Raw genomic sequence first — 18,768 nt, 5'->3', positions numbered from 1 at the left:
GTTAAATATAGACTATTAATCAGTAGTTTGATTTTTAAGTGCCAAGGAAACCTTGCTCACAGGTTGTTTATTTAATGCCGTACAAATTGCCCAACCAGCTTGAGCTAGCCTTTGTAAATCAATACCATGGTTTATGCCAAGCCCTTGGAGTAAGTAAATTACATCTTCGGTGGCAACATTTCCTGACGCTCCCTTTGCATAAGGGCAGCCACCAAGGCCTGCAACTGCACTGTCAACCGTTGCTATACCTCGTTTTAGGGCAGTGTAAATATTTGTGAGCGCTTGTCCGTAAGTGTCGTGAAAATGAACAGCCAACAACGATTTGTCAATGTGTGCTAATAATACATCTAACAGCTCGTCCACTTTTTTAGCTGTGCCAATACCAATGGTGTCGCCTAGGCTTACTTCGTAACAACCAAGGGCTAATAGCTTTTGGCTTACTTCAAGTACACGTTGTGGGTCTATATCACCCTCATACGGGCAGCCAAGTACACAACTTACATACCCACGCACACGAATATTATGTGCTTTGGCAAACGCCATTACATCTTCAAAGCGGGCAATACTTTCGTCAATCGAGCAGTTAATATTTTTTTGGCAAAATGCTTCGCTTGCGGCAGTAAATATAGCAAATTCTTTAATACCTACCGCATGCGCGGCTGCTGCGCCTTTTAAATTGGGCGTAAGCGCGGTTAAATTTGTATTAGGTAACGTAAGCGCGCTTATTACTTCACTTGAGTCTGCCATTTGCGGCACCCATTTGGGTGATACAAACGCCCCGGCTTCTATATCAGTAATACCCGCATCAGCAAGGGCTGTAATAAGCTTTATTTTATCTTGGGTGCTTACAGCGCTTTCGTTTTGTAAACCATCACGTGCGCCCACTTCAACAATGCGAACATGGCTTGGGAGTGTGTTATTCATCTGCTGAGCTCTCATCGGTGACAATTGCCAATAAGGCCCCATGGCTAACCAATGCGCCTTCAGAAAAACAATAACTCTGTAACACGCCATCATGCGGGGCGGTGAGGGTGTATTCCATTTTCATTGCTTCGATGATAACCACAGCGTCACCTTTAGTGACTGTGCTACCAATGTCAATTAGGTGCTTAACGACAGTGCCATTGAGCGGCGCTGCAAGTGGCAGAGCATCACTTTCGTGCTCGCTCACATAATGTTTGTCTATTACATCAAACGTGCTTTGTAGCGCTTTGTACATCACTGTAATTACATTGTCAGTGTTTACAACATGACATGTGTGCTTATCGCCATTAATAAACATGCTGCATACGCTATTTTCAATGCTGCCGGAGGTTGTATAGTCAACTCCGTCAATCGTGATTATAAAGCCGTTTTGCTGTGGGGTTGCAGTTATAATATGATCAGAAAACGGGATGTTAATGGCCGCTTTTATGTTGAGTTTAAAACCAGAAAGACGATCCCATGGGCTGCTATTGGCTATATTATTTAAGCCAGATAAATAACTAAATGCCGCGATTACGGTACTCATCAAACGTTGCTTGTTATCAACTGTAAGTAAGGTGTCACCTTGCTCTTCAATAAAATGCGTATCTGGCGCACCTTGTTTGAAAGTGGCGTGATCAGCAAGGTTATGTAAGAAGCTTACATTGCAGCTAAAGCCCGCTAAATGGAATTGCTCAAGTGCTGTTCTTAATCGTGCTAATGCGTGTTCACGGGTGTCATCATGAACAATTAATTTAGCGATCATAGGGTCATAAAAAGGGCTTATTTCATCCCCTTGTAAAATACCGGTATCAATACGTACATATTCAGATTGAGCTGGTATATACAAGCCATTAATCGTGCCAGAGCAGGGGATAAAGTCATTACTTGGATCTTCTGCGTAAATACGCGCTTCAAAACTGTGACCTTGTAACTGGATGTCATCTTGCGCAAGTGGTAATGCTTTACCTGCGGCGACGTTTATTTGCCAATTGACTAGATCAACACCGGTCACCATTTCTGTCACTGGGTGTTCGACTTGCAGGCGGGTGTTCATTTCCATAAAAAAGAATTCATCGCCACACAGCAAAAACTCAACAGTACCCGCACCACGATAATTAATCGCAAGGGCGCATCGAACAGCGGCTTCCCCCATTTCCTTACGTAGTTCATCAGATAAACCAGGCGCAGGGGCTTCTTCGATCACTTTTTGGTGGCGACGTTGCAATGAACAATCACGATCGCCTAAATACACACAGTTACCGTGGTTATCTGCAAAAATTTGTACTTCAACATGGCGCGGTTTGTTTACGTAACGCTCAAGTAACACTAAGTCGTTACCAAAGCCAGCAATGGCTTCACGTTGTGCGCCTTGCAAAGCACTGATAAAGTCTTTTGCTTGCTCTACAACACGCATGCCTTTACCGCCGCCGCCAAAGGCTGCTTTGATTAGTACTGGGTAGCCAATTTTTTCAGCTTCTGCTTGCAAAAAGGCCGGATCTTGTTTATCTCCATAGTAACCAGGCACCAAGGGCACATTGGCTGCTGCCATAATTTCTTTAGCACGGGTTTTTGAACCCATGGCTTCAATGCTGCTGGCTGGTGGGCCAATAAAGGCAATATTATTTGCTTCGCAAGCTTTTGCAAACTCACTGTTTTCAGATAAAAACCCGTAACCTGGGTGTATACAGTCAGCGCCAGCAGCCAGCGCTACTTGCATAATTTTATCAGCGACTAAATAGGAGTCTTTACTTGGCGCTGCACCAATATGGTAGGCTTCGTCGGCAAGCTTTACATGTTGTGAATTTTTGTCGGCATCTGAATAAACCGCAACAGTGGTTAAACCCATTTGTTTTGCAGTTTGCATCACACGGCATGCAATTTCGCCGCGATTAGCAATAAGAATTTTTTGTAATGATTGTGTGCTCATGGGGATCCCTATTTTTGCCAATTTGGCGGGCGTTTTTCAAAAAAGGCAGTAAGCCCTTCTTGGCCTTCTTCAGATACGCGTATTTCAGCAATGCGCTCAGCGGTTAAGTTTACAATTTGACCATTAATTTCGTGCCCGGCAACATCGTTAATTAATTGTTTGGCAGCACGTACGGCAACAGGACCGTTATTGATCAATGTTTCAAGTAGCTGATCAAGGGCGCATTCAAGTTTGCCCGTTACTTGATGTATTAAGCCTAGCTGTTTGGCTGTGTGTGCATCAAAAATCTCTGCGGTTAAAAAGTACCGTCTTGCAGCGCGTTCGCCAATCGCTCTTATTACATAAGGGCTAATGACCGCAGGTATTAGGCCGAGTTTAACTTCGCTTAAACAAAATTGTGCGTTGTCTTGGCAAATGGCAATATCGCAACAGGCAATTAAACCCAGTGCGCCACCAAAAGCGGCACCTTGCACGGCACAGACTGTGGGCAGTGGACTACTTGCTAATACATGCATAAGTTTGGCAAGTTGTTTTGAGTCAGCAAGATTTTCAGCAAAGTCATTATCTGCCATCGACTTCATCCAATTGAGATCCGCACCAGCCGAGAAGTGCTCGCCCTCGGTTTTTAAAACCAACGCGCGCACGTCTAAGGTATTGGCGTGTTCAATACATTGAATTAGCTCTTGGATTACTTGCTCGTTAAAGGCGTTGCGCTTTTCAGGGCGACTTAAAACGAGGACAGCCACATTTGATTTAGTTATTTGTAGTGTTACTGACATACTCACTTCCTTACATTCTAAATACGCCGAATTGCGAATCACGTTTAGGTGCATTAGCTGCTGCGCTTAGCGCTAAGCCAAGCACATTGCGCGTATCAGCGGGGTCAATAATACCGTCATCCCACAAACGGGCGCTGGCATAATACGGATGACCTTGCTGCTCATATTGATCAATAATGGGCTTTTTAAACTCAGTAACTTGCTCATCAGTCATGCTTTGGCCTTTACGCGCTAAACCATCTTGTTTAACTTGTGCCATTACACCTGCAGCTTGTTCGCCGCCCATCACCGAAATACGGGCATTTGGCCACATCCACATCATGGTAGGTTCAAATGCGCGGCCACACATACCGTAGTTACCAGCGCCATAAGAGCCACCAATTAAAACGGTAAATTTTGGTACATCAGCGCATGATACCGCCATCACCATTTTAGCGCCGTGTTTAGCAATACCTTCTGCTTCGTATTTTTTACCCACCATAAAACCGGTGATATTTTGTAAAAATACGAGGGGGATATTGCGTTGGGCACACAGTTGAATAAAGTGTGCGCCTTTTTGGGCTGATTCACTAAATAAAATGCCGTTGTTAGCAACAATGCCAACCGGGTGCCCATAAATTTTCGCAAAACCAGTGACTAATGTGTCACCAAAGTAACGTTTAAATTCATCAAATGATGAGTCATCCACAGTGCGGGCGATTACTTCGCGTACATCGAACGGCTTTTTCAGATCAGTCCCGACGATGCCGTATAGCTCGCTAATGTCGTAACGTGGTGCTTTTACTTTATTGAGCGCATCATCCAATAATGGTGAAGTAGGGCGTTGATAGTTAATGCGTTCAATACATTGGCGCGCAATTGATAGCGCATGAGCATCGTTTTCAGCGTAATGGTCAGCCACGCCAGATGTTTTACAGTGCACGTCAGCGCCACCAAGTTCCTCGGCTGTTACCTCTTCACCAGTGGCCGCTTTAACGAGCGGCGGACCAGCTAAAAATATAGTGCCTTGCTCTTTTACGATAATGCTTTCATCAGCCATGGCGGGTACATACGCACCACCTGCGGTACATAAGCCCATAACCACAGCAATCTGCGGAATGCCTTTTCCAGACATACGGGCTTGATTGTAAAAAATACGACCAAAATGCAGTTTATCTGGGAATACATCGTCTTGCTCTGGCAGGTTTGCACCACCTGAGTCAACCAAATAAATACAGGGTAAATGACAACGCTCAGCAATATCTTGCGCGCGTAGGTGTTTTTTTACTGTTAGTGGGAAATACGTTCCGCCTTTGACTGTAGCGTCATTGGCGATGATCATACATTCAACGCCTTTTACGCGGCCAATACCGGCAACAACACCCGCACACGGAATGGCTTGTTCATATACACCAAAGGCTGCAAATTGTGAAATTTCTAAAAAGGGTGAGCCTTCATCAATTAATGTGCTAATACGTTCACGAACAAACATTTTACCGCGACCTTCATGGCGCTCAATAAGAGCAAGGCCGCCACCTTGGCTAATTTCGCTTACTTTATCGCGTAAATCATCAACCAGCGCAGCCATGTTTTTATGGTTTTGTAAAAACTGCGGATCGTGGGGGTTAACGCTTGATTTTAAAATAGTCATCGCGTTTATCCTTAACGGCTTTCAGTGAATAATTCGCGGCCGATTAACATGCGGCGAATTTCAGACGTACCTGCACCAATTTCGTACAGTTTTGCGTCACGTAATAAGCGGCCTGTTGCGTATTCATTAATGTAGCCATTGCCACCGAGGATTTGAATGGCATCTAATGCCATTTTGGTTGCCAGCTCTGCGGCATATAAAATTGCACCAGCAGCATCTTTACGGGTTGTTTCACCACGATCACACGAACGCGCTACTGTGTATACGTATGAACGAGCTGCATTCATTTGTGTATACATGTCGGCAATTTTACCTTGAATAAGTTGGAATTGACCAATAGGTGTATCAAACTGTTTACGTTCATGAATATACGGTACAACGATGTCCATACAGGCTTGCATTATGCCCAGTGGGCCTGCTGCAAGTACTACGCGCTCGTAATCAAGGCCGCTCATGAGTACTTTAACGCCTTCATTTAAATTACCAAGGATGTTTTCTTCTGGCACTTCGCAGTTTTCGAAAACCAGTTCACAGGTGTTTGAACCACGCATGCCCAGTTTGTCGAGTTTTTGCGCCGTAGAAAAACCAGGGAAGTTACTTTCAACAATAAATGCGGTAATGCCTTTAGCGCCTGCGGTTAAATCAGTTTTTGCGTAGATGACTAAAGTATGGGCATCAGGGCCGTTAGTGATCCACATTTTATTGCCGTTTAAAATGTACTTATCGCCTTTTTTCTCAGCTTTAAGCTTCATTGATACGACATCAGAGCCAGCATTAGGCTCACTCATCGCCAGCGCACCAATATGTTCACCACTAATTAATTTAGGTAGGTATTTTTCTTTTTGCGCTTGCGAGCCATTACGATTAATTTGATTAACACACAAGTTTGAATGAGCACCGTAGCTTAGGCCAATAGACGCGCTGGCGCGGCTTATTTCTTCCATCGCAATTACGTGTTCTAAATAACCAAGGCCCGCACCACCTAACTCTTCAGATACTGTCATACCTAACAAACCCATTTCGCCTAATTGTGGCCAAAGCTGGTTAGGAAACGCGTTATCAAGATCGGTTTTCTCTGCTAAAGGGGCAATTTCTTGGCTGGCAAAGCTATTAACATGATCGCGGATCATATCGGCTGTTTCGCCTAGGCCAAAGTTCATTTCTTTATATAGTGAAATAGTGCTCATGATTCATTCCTGTGTGAGAGACTGTTAATGAATAGTCATTTAATCGTTATAGTTTAAAGCTCTTTTATTCATCTAATTTATTTAAGGTATCGCGGCAACGACGCTCTGCGGTGACTAATTCCATCAAGACCACTTTAATGTCATCCATTTGTTGGCTTAAATCAGCTTTTTTATCTGAAATTAAGTCAAGCATAGTCACTAACTGCTTAGCGCTGGATTTATCTGCATCATAAAGTTCAAACAAACGGCCTGTTTCAGCCAAAGTAAAACCTAAACGCTTACCACGTAAAATAAGTTTTAAACGCACTTTGTCGCGTTTTGAATAAATACGGGTTTGGCCATTACGCTCAGGTGAAATTAATCCCTGATCTTCATAAAAGCGAATTGAGCGGGTGGTTATATCAAACTCTTTAGCCAGTTCACTGATACTAAAAGTTTGTTCATTACTTGCAGGCTCTGCGGCAGAACTTGCAAAATTTGTTTGATTATCTTGATTCATAGTGTTTTTACCTCATTCGAATAACTCCAATATAAGTGAAGTTTACGTAAAGGTAAAGTGGATTGTAGAACTTATACTTTAGACTAATATAATGTGCAGTGTATTGAAGGCAGTTATCAGTTATAGCAGGGGTTGAGGCTACACTGTTTGTATTAATCTACAGAAAAATAAAGATATGTTTACACTTTTGTTGAGCGTATAAATCTTGATTTTAGATTTACGTTGGCGTAAACGTAAATATTATGTATGCTCATAAGCAGATTATAAATACAGTGTTTGGCTTATCGCTCACACATGAATATTGCCAATTATAAAATGGAGCCTTTTTTATGACTACCGAAGCCGTTGTTATTGTAGCAGCAAAACGTACCCCGATGGGTGGTTTTATGGGTGCCCTTAGCGGTGCAGATGCCACTGAGTTAGGTGCAACAGCCATTGCCAGCGCGCTTGCTGATACGGGATTAAGCGATAATGCTATTGATGAAGTCATTATGGGCTGTGTATTGCCAGCCGGTTTAGGCCAAGCACCCGCACGTCAAGCCATGTTAAAAGCAGGCCTTGCGCGTAGCACGGGTGCTACCACAATTAATAAAGTATGTGGGTCAGGTTTAAAAGCGGCGATGCTCGCGCATGATTTAATTAAAGCGGGTTCAATTAATAGCGCGATTGCAGGTGGCATGGAAAGCATGACTAATTCGCCGTATTTTATACCAAAGGCACGCGGCGGTATGCGTATGGGTCACGGTGAAATTAAAGATCACATGATGAGTGATGGCCTAGAAGACGCCTACGATAATAAAGCGATGGGCTGTTTTGCTCAAGATACTGCTGATGAATACGGTATTGGCCGTGAACAAATGGATGCGTTTGCACTTAACTCGCTTAGTAAAGCCAATGCTGCGATTGCAAATGGTGATTTTGATAGCGAAGTTGCACCGCATACTATGAGTAGCCGTAAAGGTGACGTGACAGTTAGCATTGACGAACAACCAGGTAATGCACGCCCAGAAAAAATCCCAAGTCTACGTGCTGCATTCAAAAAAGACGGTACTATTACTGCTGCAAATTCATCGTCAATCTCTGACGGTGGCGCTGCACTTATCTTGATGAGTGAAGCCCATGCTAAAGCACAAGGGCTTACGCCACTATGTCGTATTGTTGCGCACAGCACACACTCACAAAAACCAAGTGAATTCACACTTGCGCCTGTTGGCGCTATGAATAGCTTACTTGAAAAAGCAGGCTGGACAACGAACGACGTTGACCTTTGGGAAATTAATGAAGCCTTTGCCATGGTCACTATGCTTGCTATCAACGAGTTAAAACTTGATGAAAGCAAAGTTAACGTTAATGGCGGTGCCTGTGCATTGGGTCATCCTATTGGTGCCAGCGGTGCGCGTATTTTAGTTACCCTTATCCACGCGCTTAAAAATCGCGGCCTTAAAAAAGGCGTTGCCTCTTTATGTATTGGTGGCGGTGAAGCGGTAGCCTTAGCAGTCGAAACACTCTAATTTTTAAAAAACTTAAACTCTCACAGCCGCAGGCTCTTTTAATAATAACTACTGCGGCTTAACCAATTACCCTCTGGGGAGGAGTGCGTTATGCACCAAGTACCATTACTGATCAACGGCGAATTTATTCAATCAACATCAGATCAACTTATTGATGTTATTAATCCAGCAAACCAAGAAGTGTTAGCGCAAGTTCCGTGTGCTACAGACGCAGAAATGGATGCAGCGATTACATCAGCTAAAGACACCTTTAAAACGTGGAAAGACGTACCAATCACTGAGCGTGCGCGCATTATGATGAAATACGCTGCGTTATTAAAAGAGCATCATGACGAATTAGCGACCATCATTTGTCATGAGCTTGGTAAAACGTTTGAAGACGCTAAAGGTGATGTTTGGCGCGGTATTGAAGTGGTTGAGCAAGCAGCGAATGCACCCTCATTAATGATGGGTGAGACGATGGAGAATGTGGCACGTAAAATCGACACATATTCATATATGCAACCACTGGGTGTATGCGCAGGTATTACGCCGTTTAACTTCCCTGCAATGATCCCACTGTGGATGTTTCCACTGGCGATTGTATGCGGTAACACCTTTATTTTAAAACCATCTGAACAAGATCCACTAACGCCTATGCGTTTAGCTGAGCTGTTTATTGAGGCGGGCGCGCCAAAAGGCGTATTACAAGTGGTACATGGTACTAAGCCACAGGTCGACCGTTTATTAGAAGATCCAGCTGTGCGCGCAATTTCATTCGTGGGTTCTTGTGGTGTAGGTGAATACATTTACTCTAAAGGCACTGCAAATTTAAAGCGTGTACAAGCGTGTGTGGGTGCAAAAAATCACATGGTGATCATGCCGGATGCAAGTCGTTCTCATGTTGTTAATAATCTCGTTGGTGCCTCTGTTGGTGCTGCAGGTCAGCGCTGTATGGGAATTTCAGTGGCGGTATTCGTTGGTCAAGCAAAAGACTGGGTTGACGACATTAAAGCAGGTTTTGCTAATGTTCGTCCAGGTGTATGGGATGATAAAGATGCGGCATACGGCCCGCAAACATCACCGGCTGCCAAAGCGCGTATTTTATCATTGATTGCCCAAGGTAAAGAACAAGGTGCAACGTGTTTAATTGATGGTTCTGACTTTACTGTTGTAGGTTCTGAGCAAGGCAACTGGGTAGGACCTACCTTATTTACTGATGTAACGACTGACATGGATTTATACAAAGAAGAAATCTTTGGTCCTGTACTGGCATGTATGTTTGTTGATTCACTAGATGAAGCCATTGCACTTATTAATGATTCGCCATTTGGTAACGGCACGTCGTTATTTACCTCAAGTGGCGCTGTTGCGCGTAAGTTCCAACACGAAATTGAAGTAGGGCAAGTAGGTATTAACGTGCCAATTCCTGTGCCACTGCCGTTCTTCTCATTTACTGGTTGGAAAGGTTCTTTTTACGGTGACACGCATACTTACGGTAAACAAGGCATTCGTTTTTACACTGAAACTAAAACCATTACCTCACGCTGGTTTGAAGACGATATTGCGTCAGGCCCTAATATGAGTATCAACCTTAAGTAATTAATTTAATTTACTCCACATAATAAAAAAGAGGGGCGCGAAGGCGGGCACATTTTTAGCCTTCGCTGCTCTTCACGAATAGATTTTACCGACAACAAATTATAAATAAGAGGCCTGCTATGGACTTTAATTTAACTGAAGATCAACAAGCATTTGCACAAACTGCTCGCCAATTCGCTGAATCAGAACTCGCTCCACACGCAGCAAAGTGGGACCGTGAACATATTTTTCCTAAAGACACCATTAAAGCCGCAGGTCAGTTAGGGTTTTGTGGTCTTTATACGCCAGAGGAAGCCGGTGGTTTAGGTTTATCGCGTTTAGATTCAAGCATTATTTTTGAACAGCTTGCGATGGGCTGTACAGCAACCACTGCGATGTTGACCATTCATAATATGGCCACTTGGATGATCGCAAGTTTTGGAACTGAGCAAACTAAAGAGCAATATTGTGACCAACTGGTAATGGGCGAGTTACTAGCGTCTTACTGTTTAACAGAGCCAGGCTCTGGGTCAGATGCTGCATCATTGAAAACCAAAGCGGTGCGTGATGGCGACGAATACGTGATCAACGGCTCAAAAATGTTTATCTCTGGCGCAGGTGAAACCGAAGTATTGGTAGTTATGGCACGTACTGGCGGTGATGGCGCTGCCGGTATTTCTGCTTTTGTAGTCCCTGCTGATGCTAAAGGTGTTGAATATGGCAAAGCTGAAGAAAAAATGGGCTGGAACGCACAACCTACACGCTTAATTAGTTTTGAAGATGTACGCATACCCGCACACAACTTATTAGGCGCTGAGGGAGAAGGCTTTAAATTTGCAATGCAAGGCCTAGATGGCGGACGCATCAACATTGCAACCTGCTCAATTGGCACTGCCCAAGCCGCACTACAAACAGCCCGTGAATATTTAAAAGAACGCGAGCAATTTGGTAAACCACTGGCTGCGTTTCAAGCACTGCAATTTAAAATAGCCGATATGAATACTGAACTTGTTGCTGCGCGCCAAATGGTGCGATTAGCAGCGTTTAAGCTCGATTCAGGCGACAGTGAAAAAACCACTTATTGCGCCATGGCAAAACGTTTTGCCACCGATGTAGGCTTTACAGTGTGTAATGATGCATTACAAATTCATGGTGGCTACGGTTATATCAAAGAATACCCACTTGAGCGCCATGTACGAGATGTACGCGTTCATCAAATTCTTGAAGGTACTAACGAAATTATGCGGGTGATTATTGCTCGTCGTATTTTAGCGCAATCAGCAGCCGATATTCTATAAGGAACGCGAAATGTCAAACCCAAGTATTGATTTAACCATTGAAGGCCACGTAGCGATTTTAACCATGTCTAACCCGCCAGCGAATACCTGGACTAAAGACACCTTGATAGCCTTAAAAGACACGGTAAATGAGCTAAACGATAATAAAAACGTCTATTCATTAGTGATCACTGGTGAAGGTGAAAAGTTTTTTAGTGCGGGCGCTGACTTAAATGTATTCGCAGGTGGTGATAAAGGCGTAGCAGCGACCATGTCGCAGGTATTTGGCGAAGCATTTGAAGCATTAACAGCGTTTAGAGGTGTATCAATTGCTGCAATTAATGGCTATGCCATGGGGGGCGGTTTAGAAGTGGCTTTGGCGTGTGATATTCGTATAGCGGAAGAGCAAGCACAAATGGCATTGCCAGAGGCCAAAGTTGGCTTACTGCCGTGTGCTGGTGGCACACAAAACCTTGCTTGGCTTGTTGGTGAAGGCTGGGCAAAACGGATGATTTTGTGTGGCGAGCGCTTAAAAGCGGATAAAGCCCTGCAAATAGGTTTAGTCGAAGAAGTGGTACCACAAGGTGAAAGCTTTTCCGCAGCACTTAAACTTGCTAACCAAGTAGCCGATCAAAGCCCTGTTGCTGTAAGCGCTTGTAAAACGTTGATACAAAAAGGTCGCACTCAACCCATGGCACATGCATTACCACTCGAACGCGAGTTGTTTGTTGGTTTGTTTGATACAGAAGATCAGCAAGAAGGGGTTAACGCCTTTTTAGAAAAGCGTAAGGCAAATTGGGTGAACGGCTAATGGTTGAGTTAACGCTATTAAACACACAGGATGCCCCCGTCGTTTTTGAAACAGCGCGTGCAGAAAATGGCTCGTTGATTGGCTTTGCAACACTCAACGCTCCTAAATCGTTAAACGCCCTCAATTTTGACATGATCAAACTATTAGAGCCGCAGCTAATTGCATGGGCAGATGATAGTAATATTGCCATGGTTATACTCAAAGGTGCAGGGGAGAAAGCCTTTTGTGCTGGCGGTGATGTAGTTAGCTTACATAACGCAATGAAAACTGGCGAGCCTGCCAACTTAATTGAAGATTTTTTTACCCAAGAGTATCGTCTTGATCATTTAATCCATTGTTACGACAAACCGATCTTAGTGTGGGGTAACGGGATTGTAATGGGCGGTGGCCTTGGTTTAATGGCGGGTGCTAGCCACCGTGTTGTGACCGAAACATCCCGTATAGCCATGCCAGAATTAACAATTGGTTTATACCCTGATGTAGGCGGAAGTTACTTTTTACATAAAATGCCCCAGCATGTTGGCTTGTTTTTAGGGCTAACCGCAGCGTCTATTAATTGCGATGATGCGATGTTTGTATCGTTGGCTGATCACTACGTTAAAGCTGATAAGTACGACAGTATGATTGATCAACTCGCTGCGATTAAGTGGGGAAAAACAGCTGCGTTAAATCACGATAAACTCACTACATTACTAACCGAGCTTGATAACATATCCGGGCGCATGCCAAAAGGAAATGTAAAAGCTAATTTAGCGACTATTCAAAAACTCGCTGAGTTTACAGATTTAAAAGAGAAAGTTAATTACATTTTAAACCTAGACACTGATGACGTTTGGATTACACGTGCGCAAAAATCATTAAAGCATGGTTGCCCATTAAGTTGTGCTCTAGTTGAGCGCCAACTTGCTAACTCAAAAGGTAAAAGCTTAGGCGAGTGTTTTCAAATGGAATTGGCTATGTCGGTTCGCTGTGGTGAAGTCGGTGAATTTCAAGAGGGTATCCGCGCGTTACTGATTGATAAAGACGGTGCACCCAACTGGCAATTTAAAACAATTGAGCAATTACCTGCGCAATTAATTGAGAGTTTCTTTACTGCTCGCTGGGATAATGACTCGCATCCACTTAAACAACTTACACAAGGATAATGATATGTCACTTTCTATCGGTTTTATTGGTTTAGGAAATATGGGCGGCCCTATGGCTGCAAACCTTGTTAAAGCAGGCCATCAGGTTAAGGTGTTTGATTTAAACCAATCGGTCGTAAATCAACTTGCCGAGCAGGGCGCGATTGAAGCGACAGACGCCAAACACTGTGCAAGTGATGTTGATGTGTTGATCAGTATGCTCCCTGCTAGTAAGCACGTTAAATCACTGTACTTAGGTGAGACTGGCCTTGTACATATTTTAGCAAAATCGACCTTAGTAATAGATTGCTCGACCATTGATGCTGCATCGGCGCGTGAAGTAGGGGCTGAACTTAGTGAACATGGCATTGCTTTTGTAGATGCGCCGGTATCGGGTGGAGTTGCAGGCGCAACAGCAGGCACATTGACCTTTATTGTAGGCGGTGCTGATGAGCAATTTACTAAAGCACAACCTGTACTTGCTGATATGGGTAAAAATATTTTTCATGCTGGAGATATCGGTGCGGGGCAAGTCGCAAAAATCTGTAATAACATGCTACTGAGCATTTTAATGGCAGGTACCAGCGAAGCAATTCAAATGGGTATTAATAATGGTCTAGATCCAAAAGTACTGAGCGATATTATGACGGCAAGCTCGGGTCGCAACTGGACGCTTGAACTTTACAACCCGTGTCCAGGCGTAATGGACACAGCTCCCGCAAGTAACAATTATAAACCGGGCTTTATGGTTGATTTAATGGCAAAAGATTTAGGCCTTGCGATGGAAGCAGCGCAGCAAAGTAATTCATCAACCCCAATGGGGTCAATGGCAAAAAATCTTTATACTATGTTGCAGCATCAAGGTGCTGGCAGTGATGATTTTAGTGCCATATTTAAATTATTCTCAAAGGAGTAACAGGTGGAAATTAAAAACAACACCGTAGTGATCACCGGCGGCGCACAAGGCTTAGGCTTTGCAATGGCGCATAAATTTGCTCAATTAGGCGCTAACATTGCCTTGATTGATATGCAGCAAGACTTACTTGATGCAGCAGTGGCTGAACTTGAGGGGCATGGCACTACTGTAAAAGCATACGTTGCCAATGTAACGGATGAAGACGCCATAGTGAGTACGTTTAATACAATCAACAATGATTTTGGTCATATTGGGGTATTAATTAATAATGCAGGTATTTTACGCGATGGTATGTTTATCAAAGCAAAAGAAGGCAAAGTGGTTGCTAAAATGGCACTTGATCAATTTAAGTCAGTAATTGATGTGAACTTAACCGGTGTGTTTTTAGCGGGCCGTGAAGCTGCGTGTCACATGATTGAGTCGGGCAAAGGTGGCGTGATTGTAAATATGTCCAGTGTTGCTCGTGCTGGAAATATTGGTCAAACTAACTATGCAGCATCTAAAGCGGGTGTTGTTGCTATGACTACAGGCTGGGCTAAAGAACTTGGCCGTTTTGGTATTCGAGTGGGTGCTATTGCGCCAGGTGTTATTCGCACAGCAATGACCGACGCCATGAAACCAGAGGCAAAGCAGCGCATGTTAGCAGTAACGCCGGTTGGGCGTTTTGGTGAAGCGGAGGAAATTGCCCATACTGCGCAGTACATTATCGAAAACGACTTTTTCACCGGTCGCGTTGTAGAAATTGATGGTGGTATACGCTTGTAAAGCTAAGCAAGCAATAGTTATTATTACACGGTAAGCCTTGGCTTGCCGTTTTTTTAAGGCAGTAGCTAATACCAATCGGCTTAAAAATTTAACCATTCTAGCGGACTAAATAAAGCGCTAACTGCGTTAGTAATTTTTCATGTACGACTGCATGTCAAAATTTCTACCTTGTTATCACTGTATTTATCTTTCGCTATAAATGGTCATTAACTTAACACGATTGGTACAAATATACTCGCGATTCAAATTCACTGTATTTATGTACAGCTTTTTGTTTGGGAGCCATGCTAATGCTACTAATCATGTATTTTTTTGCTGTATTTATACATTTAAAGCCAATTTGCCATTGTCTCGATCACCTTCTAATATTAATACTCTATTTGTTCTTCGGTATTATTTAATAATCGACTTTGGGATTTAATATATATGATAGAAATTAATGAACAAATATTAACAGATATAAACAGAAATTTTATTATCCCACCAAAACCGCAAATACTCAGTGATTTACAAAATTTAGCAGCACTAGATGATGCTTCTATTGCTGATGCAGCAGATGTTGTTGTTAAAGACTTAGCGATTTCATCAGCGATACTAAAAATTATAAATTCCCCCGCCTATGGTCTATCTCGTACTGTGTCAGATATTAAGCAAGCCGTTATGTTTCTTGGTTGGGATGGTGTTAACGCGCTGGTACAAGGGCTTAAATTAAAGCATATGTTCGCTGCAGAAAATAGCTGTATCAGTTTAGAGCGATTTTGGGACACATCGACAGAAATAGCTAATGTAAATATGATGATTGGTCAGCGATTTAAGAAGCAAATAGCCATTGAATCTTTGTACACTTTAGGTCTTTTTCATGATTGCGGTGTTCCGCCAATGGCTATTAAATACGATAGCTACTTAAAAGCACTTCATTTATCTAACCAATCCGGTAAAGAAAGTATCACTGAGATTGAAGAGCGTTTATACAATACAAACCATGCGATTGTTGGGTATTATTTTGCAAACAGTTGGCACTTACCAAAAGAGATATGTAAATTAATACTCAACCACCATGACTTGAGTATTCTGGACGATGTTACAGACAGTGATATGCAAATTAGCTTTGCAATCCTTAAGATGTCAGAGAATTTAGTCAACTTAGTTAAGCGGGGGACCCCCTTAACTGAATGGAATACAATTGAGGTGAAAGCACTCGATGTTTTACATATGAATGATGATGAGTACGTTGATCTACAAGAGGATGTAATTGATTATTTAAACAGCGAGCACTAGGTCGTGTTGACCTTTGTGGATTGAAATTTGTTCAATCTAGGGGCGATTTAATCGCGGCGCGAGGTTTGTAACCTAGCGGGCTCGATAACTGCTCCTGCGTTTTTCTACTAGCTCACATCCATGTGAGAATAAGTAAAAACCGAGCAAAAAAGAGTCAATCGCCCCTAGGAAGAACCCTTTAGGCAGCGCATGTTTGGCATTTATACTGCGTTATCGCCGATTTATGCGGAACAACCACACACCATAGGCTCTGCCTTGCCTAAATACCAAACATACTGCTGCAAAATTAATCACGAAAGGTCAACACGCCCTAGCTGTTTAAATACCAGTTAATTAGGTTTATATACTATATTGACTCTCTTAATAAAGCCTGCATAAAATACTTAGCTACGCCTTACAAAACCAAGCTAACACCTTTAAGTCTCACTAAGGGTGGTTTGCTATTTTGCTCGATTACATACGTCATGTCTTGATTTGCTCACTGAGCTGAATGATTTTTAATCTGCTGTGCCAGCAGGTGCTAAATAGTCGTGGGGTTTTCTTGTAATTCAATGCTATAAAAAGAATAATTGAGCTCATAACGTATCAAAAACCACATTATTGAGATATTCAGTGAAAGCCAAAGAAATCCGTAATTTTTACATCAATGAAGAGCAGTCTGTGTATTTGCTTTCGCATCATGATGCTAAAAAACATCGCCAATGGCTTAATATCTGTATAAAACAGCTTACCTTACTTGGTTATTCTGATGTAGAAATGATTGGCTCTGGCGCATTTGGCTTTGTGTTTGCAGGACTAGATGACAAAAAACAACCATGGGTTTTCAAATTTTCTCGTATTACACTCGCTCAAAGTGTGCGTGATAGGCTTGAAGATGAAGCGTATATGCTTTCTCAGGTTGATAACCCACTAGTACCGAAATTTTATGCTTTTGAGAGAATAAAAAAGCAAGGGATCCTAATGATGGCCCGCGCTTTAGGAGAAGACTTAGAAAAGGTATCACTAAAACGAGGGCGTTTTAGTGCTGCTGCAATTACAGATCTTGCGCTTAAATTACGTAATGTATTAATTGATCTACGTAATCAAAAAAATGGGCTCACGCCTCAGCCTATAGTTCATGGTGATATCAAGCCTTCTAACTTAGTGTGGGATGAAGCTAACCAAGGGTTATCGCTGGTGGATTGGGGGAGTTCTGTGTATGCCCAAGTCGACAGTGCGGGTAACCCGATAGCCAGTAATTTTATGGATCTAATGTCTGGTGATTTAAGTACTACTAATGCGCGAATGGGGGATGTGTACTTTATAGGTGATGAGCAAATGTCAGGTGCCAAATCATCCCCACGATTTGATGAACAAGGGGTGGCTTCTACCTTATATGCACTGGCTTCTGCACAGTCATGCCGGTTTGGCGCTCAAGTTATTCCTGCAAGTTCATTAGGATTACCTATAGAGCTTGCTAAAGTAATTGATGGCATGCTGTCAAAAGACAAAGCAATACGCGATCGCGCGGGTGATTATTTTATACGCAATATGCCAAGTATGGCAAAAGCATATTTACCGCCAGTAACTTTAAATAAAGAGCTAAGAGCACATATTCCATTTTGGTACGGCAGTGATAATGAGCACCCAGATACAGTTGTTTACAGCTCACGAAAACAATTTTTGCGCCAAGCAGATCATAATCAGCAATTATTAGATGTAAACGATGCCCAACTTGATCGCTATTATAAAGAGTTTCTATTTGATACTGGTGATACTGAAAAAGCATTTTTAGCATCAATTAGTCGATTAGCGAAATATCCCGCAGTAGGAGGTTTAAGCTTTCATTGGAAAGAAGACTCGTTGTATGTGGAATCATCTTTAATTATGCATGATAAGAATTTAGGTCATGCATTCACGCAAGCTATTAATAATACGGTTATGCTAGCGCAAGGTATAAGCCAAAAAGGATTATTTAAGTGTTGCCTGTTTGATGCACGTAAGACGATTCAATTAGAGCGAGATGGCACCGGTGCATTTAAATTTGAACAACTTCCTGAACTTGATTATGAAGTTATGAATTTAAAAAGTTCAGATGTAACGAGACCGCATTCTTATTTTGAAGATGGTAAAGATCCTGACGAGCAATTAAAACTGCCAAATAAAGTGATAAAATGTGTATTTGAGCTTAATCAGATCCATCATACGGGGTGTATTATTTTTGAAGCTCTACCAGATCGAATGAAAATACATCATTACTATCGTTTATTGGATGCAAACAAAGAAACTGAATTTAAACGGCTGTTAAATAAATTGATGCAATATGCGGTGGGGATTATAGACGTAGGAGTTGCTGGCTTTATGAAGTTACCGTATAAAAATACTCGAGAGTTTTCATTATGTGATCAACAGCCTGAATTTTACTTCCCAAAAGATCCAAAACGTTTTGACAGTGATGCCACTGACCCAAAAGATAACTAAGGGGTGCCCTAGGGTTAATTAAAAAATATAATAGTGTAGGTTAACTTCAACTCACTAAGTGACTCGTAATAATTTATT

General features: G+C 42.5%; 15 protein-coding genes. 9 read left to right on the top strand and 6 right to left on the bottom strand.

The window, feature by feature from the left end:
• Positions 1-15: 15 nt before the first annotated feature.
• The 6 genes from HJP15_RS08965 to HJP15_RS08940 form a co-directional block, all read right to left on the bottom strand.
• Positions 16-924, bottom strand: coding sequence for a hydroxymethylglutaryl-CoA lyase (locus HJP15_RS08965; protein WP_054453492.1), 909 nt, complete (start codon positions 922-924; stop codon positions 16-18).
• Complete coding sequence (locus HJP15_RS08960) at positions 917-2,893, bottom strand: acetyl/propionyl/methylcrotonyl-CoA carboxylase subunit alpha (protein ID WP_170173565.1); 1,977 nt, start codon at positions 2,891-2,893, stop codon at positions 917-919. Before HJP15_RS08960 ends, HJP15_RS08965 begins: the two co-directional genes overlap by 8 nt.
• An 8-nt stretch (positions 2,894-2,901) precedes the next feature.
• Entirely contained in the window at positions 2,902-3,672 is a 771-nt protein-coding gene (locus HJP15_RS08955; protein ID WP_054203663.1) for an enoyl-CoA hydratase/isomerase family protein, read from the bottom strand.
• Positions 3,673-3,682: 10 nt separating this feature from the next.
• A complete protein-coding gene (locus HJP15_RS08950) occupies positions 3,683-5,302 on the bottom strand; it encodes a carboxyl transferase domain-containing protein (protein ID WP_054203664.1) in 1,620 nt (539 codons plus the stop codon).
• 11 nt (positions 5,303-5,313) lie between these two features.
• Entirely contained in the window at positions 5,314-6,489 is a 1,176-nt protein-coding gene (locus HJP15_RS08945) for an isovaleryl-CoA dehydrogenase (protein ID WP_170173564.1), read from the bottom strand.
• 64 nt (positions 6,490-6,553) lie between these two features.
• Positions 6,554-6,988, bottom strand: a complete 435-nt coding sequence (locus tag HJP15_RS08940) for a MerR family transcriptional regulator (RefSeq protein ID WP_054203666.1) — start codon at positions 6,986-6,988, stop codon at positions 6,554-6,556.
• A gap of 329 nt (positions 6,989-7,317) precedes the next feature.
• On the opposite strand from HJP15_RS08940, the gene HJP15_RS08935 reads away from it, so the two are divergent.
• The 9 genes from HJP15_RS08935 (at position 7,318) to HJP15_RS08895 (ending at position 18,690) form a co-directional block, all read left to right on the top strand.
• Entirely contained in the window at positions 7,318-8,499 is a 1,182-nt protein-coding gene (locus HJP15_RS08935; protein WP_054203667.1) for a thiolase family protein, read from the top strand.
• Between the two features lie 90 nt (positions 8,500-8,589).
• The gene (locus tag HJP15_RS08930) at positions 8,590-10,080 is read left to right on the top strand and encodes a CoA-acylating methylmalonate-semialdehyde dehydrogenase (protein WP_169326374.1); all 1,491 of its coding nucleotides are present in this window, start codon (positions 8,590-8,592) and stop codon (positions 10,078-10,080) included.
• A 119-nt stretch (positions 10,081-10,199) separates the two neighbouring features.
• Complete coding sequence (locus HJP15_RS08925) at positions 10,200-11,357, top strand: acyl-CoA dehydrogenase family protein (RefSeq protein WP_054203669.1); 1,158 nt, start codon at positions 10,200-10,202, stop codon at positions 11,355-11,357.
• 10 nt (positions 11,358-11,367) lie between these two features.
• The gene (locus HJP15_RS08920) at positions 11,368-12,147 is read left to right on the top strand and encodes an enoyl-CoA hydratase (protein WP_054203670.1); all 780 of its coding nucleotides are present in this window, start codon (positions 11,368-11,370) and stop codon (positions 12,145-12,147) included.
• Positions 12,147-13,292: an enoyl-CoA hydratase/isomerase family protein gene (locus HJP15_RS08915; protein WP_054453508.1), complete on the top strand. Its 1,146-nt coding sequence runs from the start codon at positions 12,147-12,149 to the stop codon at positions 13,290-13,292. The genes HJP15_RS08920 and HJP15_RS08915 overlap by 1 nt, the downstream gene beginning before the upstream one ends.
• A 4-nt stretch (positions 13,293-13,296) precedes the next feature.
• Positions 13,297-14,187, top strand: coding sequence for a 3-hydroxyisobutyrate dehydrogenase (mmsB, locus tag HJP15_RS08910; RefSeq protein WP_170173563.1), 891 nt, complete (start codon positions 13,297-13,299; stop codon positions 14,185-14,187).
• Between the two features lie 3 nt (positions 14,188-14,190).
• A complete protein-coding gene (locus tag HJP15_RS08905) occupies positions 14,191-14,952 on the top strand; it encodes an SDR family NAD(P)-dependent oxidoreductase (RefSeq protein WP_169326377.1) in 762 nt (253 codons plus the stop codon).
• A 426-nt stretch (positions 14,953-15,378) separates the two neighbouring features.
• Entirely contained in the window at positions 15,379-16,230 is an 852-nt protein-coding gene (locus HJP15_RS08900) for an HDOD domain-containing protein (RefSeq protein WP_054203674.1), read from the top strand.
• A 612-nt stretch (positions 16,231-16,842) separates the two neighbouring features.
• Complete coding sequence (locus HJP15_RS08895; RefSeq protein WP_054203675.1) at positions 16,843-18,690, top strand: protein kinase domain-containing protein; 1,848 nt, start codon at positions 16,843-16,845, stop codon at positions 18,688-18,690.
• Positions 18,691-18,768: the final 78 nt, after the last annotated feature.

Origin of the sequence: Pseudoalteromonas sp. NEC-BIFX-2020_002 (assembly GCF_013002825.1) — a bacterium.
GTDB classification, from domain to species: domain Bacteria; phylum Pseudomonadota; class Gammaproteobacteria; order Enterobacterales; family Alteromonadaceae; genus Pseudoalteromonas; species Pseudoalteromonas neustonica.
The sequence above is the reverse complement of the archived record's forward strand: the minus strand, read 5'-3'. Positions and strand labels throughout refer to the sequence as shown.

Coding starts and splice junctions, on each gene's coding strand:
- mmsB (WP_170173563.1), top strand. CDS start 13,297: ATGTCACTTTCTATCGGTTTTATTGGTTTAGGAAATATGGGCGGCCCT.
- HJP15_RS08915 (WP_054453508.1), top strand. CDS start 12,147: ATGGTTGAGTTAACGCTATTAAACACACAGGATGCCCCCGTCGTTTTT.
- HJP15_RS08940 (WP_054203666.1), bottom strand. CDS start 6,988: ATGAATCAAGATAATCAAACAAATTTTGCAAGTTCTGCCGCAGAGCCT.
- HJP15_RS08960 (WP_170173565.1), bottom strand. CDS start 2,893: ATGAGCACACAATCATTACAAAAAATTCTTATTGCTAATCGCGGCGAA.
- HJP15_RS08930 (WP_169326374.1), top strand. CDS start 8,590: ATGCACCAAGTACCATTACTGATCAACGGCGAATTTATTCAATCAACA.
- HJP15_RS08955 (WP_054203663.1), bottom strand. CDS start 3,672: ATGTCAGTAACACTACAAATAACTAAATCAAATGTGGCTGTCCTCGTT.
- HJP15_RS08945 (WP_170173564.1), bottom strand. CDS start 6,489: ATGAGCACTATTTCACTATATAAAGAAATGAACTTTGGCCTAGGCGAA.
- HJP15_RS08965 (WP_054453492.1), bottom strand. CDS start 924: ATGAATAACACACTCCCAAGCCATGTTCGCATTGTTGAAGTGGGCGCA.
- HJP15_RS08900 (WP_054203674.1), top strand. CDS start 15,379: ATGATAGAAATTAATGAACAAATATTAACAGATATAAACAGAAATTTT.
- HJP15_RS08920 (WP_054203670.1), top strand. CDS start 11,368: ATGTCAAACCCAAGTATTGATTTAACCATTGAAGGCCACGTAGCGATT.
- HJP15_RS08950 (WP_054203664.1), bottom strand. CDS start 5,302: ATGACTATTTTAAAATCAAGCGTTAACCCCCACGATCCGCAGTTTTTA.
- HJP15_RS08925 (WP_054203669.1), top strand. CDS start 10,200: ATGGACTTTAATTTAACTGAAGATCAACAAGCATTTGCACAAACTGCT.
- HJP15_RS08935 (WP_054203667.1), top strand. CDS start 7,318: ATGACTACCGAAGCCGTTGTTATTGTAGCAGCAAAACGTACCCCGATG.